10 protein-coding genes and 1 pseudogene are annotated in these 7,874 nt (G+C 64.9%); 7 read left to right on the forward strand and 4 right to left on the reverse strand.

Going from position 1 to position 7,874, the window contains the following annotated elements; genetic code table 11:
• From FXO23_RS49890 to FXO23_RS49920, 7 genes are all read left to right on the forward strand, one after another.
• The coding region (locus FXO23_RS49890) for a cation:proton antiporter (RefSeq protein ID WP_179957096.1) at positions 1-1,200 on the forward strand (1,200 nt) is incomplete at its 5' end.
• A 23-nt stretch (positions 1,201-1,223) separates the two neighbouring features.
• Entirely contained in the window at positions 1,224-1,670 is a 447-nt protein-coding gene (locus FXO23_RS49895; RefSeq protein ID WP_158896163.1) for a CBS domain-containing protein, read from the forward strand.
• Between the two features lie 16 nt (positions 1,671-1,686).
• A complete protein-coding gene (locus FXO23_RS49900) occupies positions 1,687-2,976 on the forward strand; it encodes an ArsB/NhaD family transporter (RefSeq protein WP_158896147.1) in 1,290 nt (429 codons plus the stop codon).
• 322 nt (positions 2,977-3,298) lie between these two features.
• Positions 3,299-3,664 carry a hypothetical protein gene (locus FXO23_RS49905; protein WP_158896149.1) on the forward strand — a complete coding sequence of 122 codons (366 nt, stop codon included), beginning with the start codon at positions 3,299-3,301 and terminating at the stop codon, positions 3,662-3,664.
• Positions 3,665-3,697: 33 nt separating this feature from the next.
• Positions 3,698-4,360 (forward strand): hypothetical protein, encoded by a 663-nt coding sequence (locus FXO23_RS49910; RefSeq protein ID WP_158896151.1) that lies wholly within the window; start codon positions 3,698-3,700, stop codon positions 4,358-4,360.
• A 16-nt stretch (positions 4,361-4,376) separates the two neighbouring features.
• Positions 4,377-4,814 carry a YbaB/EbfC family nucleoid-associated protein gene (locus tag FXO23_RS49915; protein ID WP_158896153.1) on the forward strand — a complete coding sequence of 146 codons (438 nt, stop codon included), beginning with the start codon at positions 4,377-4,379 and terminating at the stop codon, positions 4,812-4,814.
• Positions 4,811-5,236 carry a hypothetical protein gene (locus tag FXO23_RS49920; protein WP_158896155.1) on the forward strand — a complete coding sequence of 142 codons (426 nt, stop codon included), beginning with the start codon at positions 4,811-4,813 and terminating at the stop codon, positions 5,234-5,236. Before FXO23_RS49915 ends, FXO23_RS49920 begins: the two co-directional genes overlap by 4 nt.
• A 15-nt stretch (positions 5,237-5,251) precedes the next feature.
• On the opposite strand, the gene FXO23_RS49925 is transcribed toward FXO23_RS49920, so the two are convergent.
• The 4 genes and pseudogenes from FXO23_RS49925 to FXO23_RS49940 all read right to left on the reverse strand — a co-directional run bounded on the left by FXO23_RS49925 (position 5,252) and on the right by FXO23_RS49940 (position 7,636).
• Positions 5,252-5,473 carry a hypothetical protein gene (locus FXO23_RS49925; protein WP_158896157.1) on the reverse strand — a complete coding sequence of 74 codons (222 nt, stop codon included), beginning with the start codon at positions 5,471-5,473 and terminating at the stop codon, positions 5,252-5,254.
• Between the two features lie 302 nt (positions 5,474-5,775).
• Positions 5,776-5,979, reverse strand: a pseudogene (locus tag FXO23_RS49930) (IS110 family transposase); the annotation flags it as partial.
• 115 nt (positions 5,980-6,094) lie between these two features.
• Positions 6,095-6,529 carry a peptidase inhibitor family I36 protein gene (locus FXO23_RS49935; protein WP_158896159.1) on the reverse strand — a complete coding sequence of 145 codons (435 nt, stop codon included), beginning with the start codon at positions 6,527-6,529 and terminating at the stop codon, positions 6,095-6,097.
• A 366-nt stretch (positions 6,530-6,895) separates the two neighbouring features.
• The gene (locus FXO23_RS49940; protein WP_158896161.1) at positions 6,896-7,636 is read right to left on the reverse strand and encodes a transposase; all 741 of its coding nucleotides are present in this window, start codon (positions 7,634-7,636) and stop codon (positions 6,896-6,898) included.
• Between the last annotated feature and the right edge of the window lie 238 nt (positions 7,637-7,874).

The following is a 7,874-nucleotide window of genomic DNA, read 5'->3' on the forward strand; positions in this document are numbered from 1 at the left end:
TTGTCCGGGGTCGCGGCCCGCACTGTCCTGTCCACCGCGTTGCTGTTCCTGCTGGCCGGGGCGTTGATCGGCGACGGCGGTTTCGGCCTTGTTGAAATCGCGCCGCATGACCCGCTGGTCACCATGCTGGCCGACATCGCCCTGTTCACCGTGTTGTTCACCGACGGGCAACGGGCCAGCCTGCCCGCGCTGCGGGAGAACTGGAAGCTGTCCGGGCGGGCGCTGGGGCTGGGGATGCCGCTGACCATGGTCGGCATCGCCGTTCCCGCGCACTTTCTGGCCGGGCTGGACTGGCCGACGGCGTTCCTGCTCGGGGCGATCCTGTCGCCGACCGATCCGGTGTTCGCGGCCGCGATCGTCGGGCGGACGGATGTGCCGTTGCGCCTGCGTCGGTTGCTCAACGTCGAGTCCGGGCTCAACGACGGGCTGGCGCTGCCGTTCGTGCTGATCTTCCTGGCCACCGCCGCGCACACCGAATCCCACCTGGGCAAAGTCGCGCTCGAACTCGCACTCGGCCTGGTGCTGGGGATCGCGATCCCGGCGGTGGTCGCGCTGGCGTGGCGGACCCGGATCCTCACGGCCGAACCTCGGCTGCAGGCGCTGGGGCCGCTGGCGATCGCGGTGATGCTCTACGGCGCCTGCCATCTCACCCACGCCAACCCGTACCTGGCCGCGTTCGCGGCGGGCTCGACGTTGGCGACCTTGGACCGGGTGGCGGCGGAGCATTTCGAACCGTTCGGCGAGCTGTTGTCGGAGACCACCAAGTTCGCCGCACTGCTGGTGTTCGGTGCGTTGATCACCCCGGACCGCATCTCGCACATCACGGTCGGCGGCTGGGTGCTGGCGGCGCTGGCGATCGTGCTGGTGCGGCCCGCGGCGATGCTGCTGTCGCTGCTGCGCACCCCGCTGGACCGGCGGGAGCGGGCGACCGCGGCGTGGTTCGGGCCTAAGGGGTTCGCTTCGGTGGTCTACGGCCTGCTCGCCCTGCAGTCCGGGATTCCGGACAGCGAGATCGTGTTCGATCTGGTCGCGATCACCATCGCGCTGTCGATCGTGCTGCATTCCTCCACCGACGTCCCGGTCGCGCATGCGCTGCGGGTGGAACCTCCGGACAACCTGCCCACCGGCCTGCCCGGCCGCGACGAAGTTGCTCGCGTCAAGAAACCGACAGGAGATGCCGATGACCCTCGGCGGGAATGACCGATTCGTCGTACCTTGTGGGTATGCACGCCGAGCAGATGGCCGAGGAATTCCCGGTCGTCGACCTGGATGCCAACGCGCTGGATGCGGCGCGGTTGCTGGCCAGCCATCGGATGCCCGGCCTCGTCGTGACCGACAAGACCGGGAAGCCGTACTCGATCCTGCCCGCCTCGCAGGTGGTGAAGTTCCTGGTGCCCAGCTATGTGCAGGACGACCCGTCACTGGCGGGGGTGCTCAACGAGTCGATGGCCGACCGCGTCGCGGACAAACTCGGCGGCAAGACCGTCCGGGACCTGCTGCCGGAAGAGCCGCAGGAACTGCCCGCGGTGAACCACGACGACACCATCGTCGAGGTCGCGGCGATGATGGCCCGGCTGCGCTGCCCGCTCACCGCCGTGCTGCACGACGACCAGTTGATCGGTGTGATCACCGCGTCCCGGCTCCTGGAACTCGCGCTCGCACCGCACTGACGTCCGGGGCCACGGCATGACCGTGGTCGCGATCGCGGTGTTCGCGGTGGCGTATCTGCTGATCGCCACCGAGCGGATCCCGAAGACGGCCGCCGCGCTCGCCGGCGCGGGCATCGTCCTGGGTGTGGGGGTAGTTGGCTCCGAGGATGCCTTCTACTCCCACGAAACCGGTGTCGACTGGGACGTCATCTTCCTGCTGCTCGGCATGATGATCATCGTCGGGGTGCTGCGCAAAACCGGCGTCTTCGAGTACACCGCGATCTGGGCGGCCAAACGTGCCAAGGGTTCGCCGCTGCGGATCATGATCCTGCTGACGTTGATCACCGCGGTCGCCTCGGCGTTCCTGGACAACGTGACCACCGTGCTGCTGATCGCACCGGTCACACTGCTCGTGTGCGACCGGCTCGACATCAAACCCACACCGTTCCTGATCGCCGAGGTGCTCGCCTCCAACATCGGCGGCGCCGCTACGCTGATCGGTGATCCGCCGAACATCATCATCGGCAGCCGGGCGGAGTTGTCGTTCAACGACTTTCTGATCAACATGGCCCCGATCGTGGCCCTCGAACTCGTGGTATTCACGCTGGTGCTGCCGTGGCTGTTCCGCGGCTCGTTCACCGTCGACCCGGACCGGGTTGATGACGTGATGGCGCTGAACGAACGCGAGGCCATCAAGGACCACCGGCTGCTGATCAAATGCGGAATCGTGCTGCTCGGGGTGTTCACCGCGTTCGTCGCCCACCCGATCCTGCACATCGAACCCTCGGTGGTCGCCCTGCTCGGCGCCGGTGTGCTGGTGCTGATCTCCAGCACCAAGCCCAAGACCTACCTGGCCAGCGTCGAATGGGAAACCCTGCTCTTCTTCGCCGGGCTGTTCGTCATGATCGGCGCCCTGGTCAAAACCGGGGTTATCGGCGACCTCGCGAAACTCGCCGCCGACGCCACCGGAGGCAACGCGCTCCTGGCGGTCATGCTGATCCTCGGCGTGTCCGCGCTCCTCTCGGGAATCATTGACAACATCCCCTATGTGGCGACGATGAGCCCGCTGGTCCTGGAACTGACCGGAGACATCGCCGACCCGACCCATTCCGAGGCCCTGTGGTGGTCTCTTGCGCTCGGCGCCGACTTCGGCGGCAACCTCACCGCCGTCGGCGCCAGCGCCAACGTCGTCGTCCTGGGCATCGCGAAACGAGCCGGATACCCGATCTCCTTCTGGGAATTCACCAAGAAGGGCGCCATCGTCACCGTGATCACCATCGCCGTCGCGGCACCGTATCTCTGGATCCGCTACTTCCTGCTCGCCTAGCGCAATGAACAGCGCTAACATCAACATTTCCGGCCCAACCAACGACGATTGAAGCCGCCCTATGGAACACTTCGTCACCGCGCTTGCCGTGATCGTGCTCTTCCTCGCCACCGTGCTCGCTCTGCGCTTGGCACACAAGCGTCAGAACCACTAACTGCCGTTGACCACTCGCCGGCTTCTGTGCCCATTCACCATGTCCCAATGCCTCATCGGGATAGACGATGGCCTGGTGCGCGTGGTGTTGGTGTGACACCGTGCCCGGGGGAACCGGCGATGTCCGGTGCACGTCTCAGGGAAACATACCTGCTGGGGAGGGAGCACGATGAGCCCGAATGGCTATGGCCTCGAGCCGGAGGAAATTCCGCGTCTGAAGAAGATCCTCGAAGGCGCTAGCGACGCGCTCGGCATGAACGACTTCGAGCAGAAGGCGACGCTGGAGGGTTTCCTCACCGTGCAGTCGGTGAGCGCTTATGAGAACGTTCAGGAGACGGTCGAGGAGAAGGTCCTCAAACTGACCGAATTCTGCAACACCAAATACCCCGGTGTGGTCTCGGCCATGGAGAAGTTCATCGCCCGAACGCACGTCACGATCATCGGTACTGCCGAGGGCGTGTCGAAGGCCGGTGAGAAGTACCAGGCCACCGAGGACCAGGTCGAGAAGTGGATGAAAGAGCACGAGCCGAAGTAACCATCCCGCCGGGCTGGGAACGAGGGGACGATCATGAAACTGAAGGACCTGATCGACGAGGGAGTCCTGGCGGACGCCCGCAAGATCGACAGCTTCGCCAAGGAACACGGCAAGTCGGTGCCGTCGATCGAGAACACGCTGCGGCTGGTGCGCGACATCGACACCGACCGGTTGCGCAAGGTCGGCAAGGACGTCTGGGGCATCGGGGGAGAGGACGGTGCCGATCTGGTCGGCAAGTCCTTCGACGCGTGCATCGCCGAACTTTCGAAAGCTAACGAGCAAACCTCCGCCTGGACCGGCGACGCGAACAACGCCTACGTCAAACGGGTGAACAAAACCAAGGGCGCGATCGAAGGGATGGAGAAGCCCTCCCAGGATGTCGGCAAAGCCTTGGTGGCGATCGCCGACGCCTGGGACCGGATCTTCGGCAGCAGTTTCGGCGACATCCTCGCGATCATCGGGCTCATCCTGTCCATCATCGGCGTGGCCGTCGCGGTCATCGTCGAGATCGCCGCCGGTTGGACCGGCATCGGGGCGGTCATCGGGCTCATCATCGGCGTGCTCAGCATCCTGGTCGGCGCCGTGTCGATCTGGTGGACCATCCACAGCAACGAGCAGGCCAAGATCGAGGCGCTGAACGAGGCGTCCAAGCAGGCCACCGAAACGATGAACTCGGCCAACACCAGCGCCCCGTAACCAAAGGACCCCCGTCATGACCGATCCGCAGGACGACGTCGAAACCGCCGAGTTGATGAAGAGCCGCCTCGGGAAGATCAAGGACAACCCGGAACTGGCGCTGTTCAGCGAGTTCAAGGGATCCTCCCGCAGTGGCGCGGTCACCGCGTCGGTCGACCTGCTCGGCAGGCTCAAACGCATCCACATCGCGCCCGGCACCCTGCACGAAGGCGCCGAACAGTGGCTCACCGACGAGATCTCCAGCGCCTGCAAAGCCGCCCAGCAAGCCGCGAACTTCCTCGACTTCGACGTCGCCGAGTTCGCCGCCGAACTCGAGAACACCCCCGCTCTCAAACGAAAAGTCGACCAGAACATCGCCGAACGCGCACCCGCCGGCGAGCGCGAACGCCGACGCAGGCAACCGCCGGACGACGACGAATGGTTCGAAAGCGGGCCGCTCGGTAACCGGCGATGAAGTCCGAGGAACCCGATCCGTCCGAGATCACGATCCACTCGGACAACTACACCATCGACGTCCCCGCGAGCCACCAGCGGCGAAGGCGGAACTACAACGCCCCTCGCATCGTCGTGATGCTCGTCTTCGGCTGGAGCATCGCCATGCTCACCGCTGTGGTGGCCGCGGGCGTCATCAGCTTCCTCGAAGTCCAGCGCGCATGCGAGAACGGCCTCGGCGACACCGGCACGAGCACCGCCGAAGTCACCTTCCGCTCCGCGATCGCCGTCACCTGCCACACCCCGGACAGCACGATCGAGATCCCCATGAACGGCGCCGCCGCGACGATCCTGTTCGGCGGCTTCGGCCTCGTCGTCACCCTGCTGCTCATGATCGCCTACGCCGCCTTCCGCTCCCGGCAGCCTGCGCAGGACGATCGATGAAGGCGTGAGGACCGCTCAACGGGCAATCTGCGAACGCTGCCGCTGATACTGGAAGCCAAGCCCAGCAAGACATATCGCGAAGATCGCCGCCCCGACCCAGTCCGTCCACTGGTTCGAGACTTCGTTGTCCACCCAGATCGCGGCCCAGCTCAGAATCGCCGGTATCTGCAGGTACCACAGCCGCCGCGGGATCAAGACCAACGCCACCATGACCAATATGGCGAACACCAACGCCACCGGAACTCCGCTCGCCGAACTCCACCCAGCTCGGTCGAGGTGGGCGTGCCGACCAGACTTCCCGGCGCTCCAGCACACGACCCTGCCTTCTCGAAGGCTGCGAGGCAATCCTGCGTCCGTGTTGTAACCCGGCCGTCATCACTGGCGATCCAAATTCGCAAGGGGCACGCGCGGCGCCCAAAGGAAGCAGAACGAGCCGGACATGGGACGGCCACCAAACCGAGGCCACAGCAACCTTGCTGCTGTCCGCGCTCGCGCTGCTCGGTTATTAATATGTTCTCGCCGGAGCGGCCTGGTCGTTCTCGTCCCGCTCCGGCGGCGAGGTCGTCGTCGTAACCGACCAGAACGTCCAGCTCGGCCAGGGCCTCGTCACCGACATCGACTCGGCGCAGGGCGTGGGGCAGGGTGCGGGCGGCGTCGGCGATGACGTAGGCGTCACGGGCGTCGGTCTTGGCATTGCCGGGATACAGGTCGGCGATGCGGCGCATGGCCAGGTCTGGCAGGTAACTCCCGCAGTTGCAGGTTGCTCGCGATGCCGACCGCAGGGCCCAATGCCGTGGCAACGGACCTACCCCTGAAGTCCGCTGCCACGACACCGAGCGAGATTGAACTGCGGTGCGGCTACCTGTACAGGATGCCGTCAGCCTTGGTCGCGCCCGGCCAGCAGCAACGGAAGTCGTAGCCGGGAGCCAACCCGCCGAGGTATTCTTTTCCACCGCCCGGGCGGTAGTTGAAAGACTCGAGTGTGACGGTGCCTTTGTTTACCGCAGAATGGACATTGTTCTCCCAGACTGTGTTGAGCCACTCGAAACCGTCACCAGGTACGACGTTGCCGGTAATGCCGAGGCCGCGGCCGGTGAAGTTAGTACCCGTCCAAATGCATAGGTGGTATATCGGGCATGCATCACGGCCTTCGCCCACCGGCCTCGACGTGAAACCATACGGGATTACCTCGTCATTGAGTACCGAGCGCAGTTCGACTGGATGAACGTTGGTCGTTTCCGCCTGTGCGGACGGCGTCGCAACCAAGGCCACACCCAGAACGAGGGTAACCATCCCAAGCAGCGTCGAGATTCTTCGCCGGATTGACATTGCCACACCTTTCCTTTGTCGTCAGATGAATATAAATAGCAAAATCGGAAAACGGAGCAATCGGATCTGAACGGTAACCGTCCGGTCATGCGGAATTCTGGAGGTCCCCTTGAAGTGGTTCATGAGAGCCATGGCCACGCCGCGTGACGGCCGCAGTCAGGCGTTGCCCGCTGATCAACCAAGAAGAGGTCGACGCACCGGGTCGCCTCTCGGCGTGTGGCGCGACGCGGCTCCAGCCGGTGCGGAAAATTCCGCTGCCGGGAATTCCCGGGGTGGCGCGTGACGACTTCACCGGAGTTCAGCAGGTCACCTGCACCGGCCCGGACGGTGTCACCACCATGGTGACCGACAGGTCCACCCGGCCTGCCGGCAGGCCGACACCAGCTCGCCGACGTAGAACGCTGAATCACCCCGAAACAGCATCCGGCCCGCACGTCCACCACACCGTCGGGCACTCTCGATCGCCTCCCGCATCAGGCTGGCCGCGCCTCGCGCTGAGCCGGCGTTTCCAGCTCGTAGCCGGGTGGCGGCGACCAGCGGCGCCGTGTTCGAGGTGGCCAGCGTGACGATCAGCGGGTGATAGCCACGCAGCCGCACGACATAGCCACCGACCTTCGCGTGACCGAACGCCGCACCGTGTTTGGCGTGCCCGAACACCTCACCCAGCGTGGAATCCGCGTCGATGAACAGCATCTGATCCGCGCCATCCAGGATCGGTGTGGTCGCGGCGAGGTTGACCGTGACCTCTTGGGCCACCGACTCCAGTTGCCGGGCATGCCCCCACGTGAACGATCGAAGGAACGTGCCCAGTGTGGACGGTGCCCGCGCACCGGCGAACAACCGGCCCATCCCGCCACGCCGGATCACGTCCAAGTCGTCGATACTGTCCGCGTCGGTCAGGAGCCCAGCCACGATCGAGCCGACCTTCAACCCCGGGTTCGCGCCTTCCGACCCCGCAACCCGCACCCGTTCGCCGACCAGTCGGTGCAGACCCACCCGCTCAGCCAGCCGCATCACCGGCACCAATCCCGCCGATGCCATCAGATTCGGCTCATCGAACACCGCGGCCACCCGCGCGGCACTATGACACAATCGCACCTCAGAGATGCCCTCTCAGCCGGGCGGATCGATCCTTCAGCAAGACCGATTATTCCAGCTCGGAGGGCATCTCCCGTTCACAACCCACATCATCACCCAAAACCAACGGTGGATCGAGGCTAAGAGCGGTCTCGTGTCCAGTCTCAATTGATCATGAACCGCCCCGGGTTCGGTAGAGACTCGTTACTGGGGTCAGGCGACCAGGCTTGTC

It is taken from the genome of Amycolatopsis anabasis, from assembly GCF_009765355.1.
In the GTDB taxonomy this organism is placed as follows: domain Bacteria; phylum Actinomycetota; class Actinomycetes; order Mycobacteriales; family Pseudonocardiaceae; genus Amycolatopsis; species Amycolatopsis anabasis.

What these genes read in the sequence shown, in the direction of transcription:
- FXO23_RS49895 (WP_158896163.1), top strand. Translation starts at nt 1,224, where the DNA reads ATGCACGCCGAGCAGATGGCCGAGGAATTCCCGGTCGTCGACCTGGAT.
- FXO23_RS49900 (WP_158896147.1), top strand. Translation starts at nt 1,687, where the DNA reads ATGACCGTGGTCGCGATCGCGGTGTTCGCGGTGGCGTATCTGCTGATC.
- FXO23_RS49905 (WP_158896149.1), top strand. Translation starts at nt 3,299, where the DNA reads ATGAGCCCGAATGGCTATGGCCTCGAGCCGGAGGAAATTCCGCGTCTG.
- FXO23_RS49910 (WP_158896151.1), top strand. Translation starts at nt 3,698, where the DNA reads ATGAAACTGAAGGACCTGATCGACGAGGGAGTCCTGGCGGACGCCCGC.
- FXO23_RS49915 (WP_158896153.1), top strand. Translation starts at nt 4,377, where the DNA reads ATGACCGATCCGCAGGACGACGTCGAAACCGCCGAGTTGATGAAGAGC.
- FXO23_RS49920 (WP_158896155.1), top strand. Translation starts at nt 4,811, where the DNA reads ATGAAGTCCGAGGAACCCGATCCGTCCGAGATCACGATCCACTCGGAC.
- FXO23_RS49935 (WP_158896159.1), bottom strand. Translation starts at nt 6,529, where the DNA reads ATGGTTACCCTCGTTCTGGGTGTGGCCTTGGTTGCGACGCCGTCCGCA.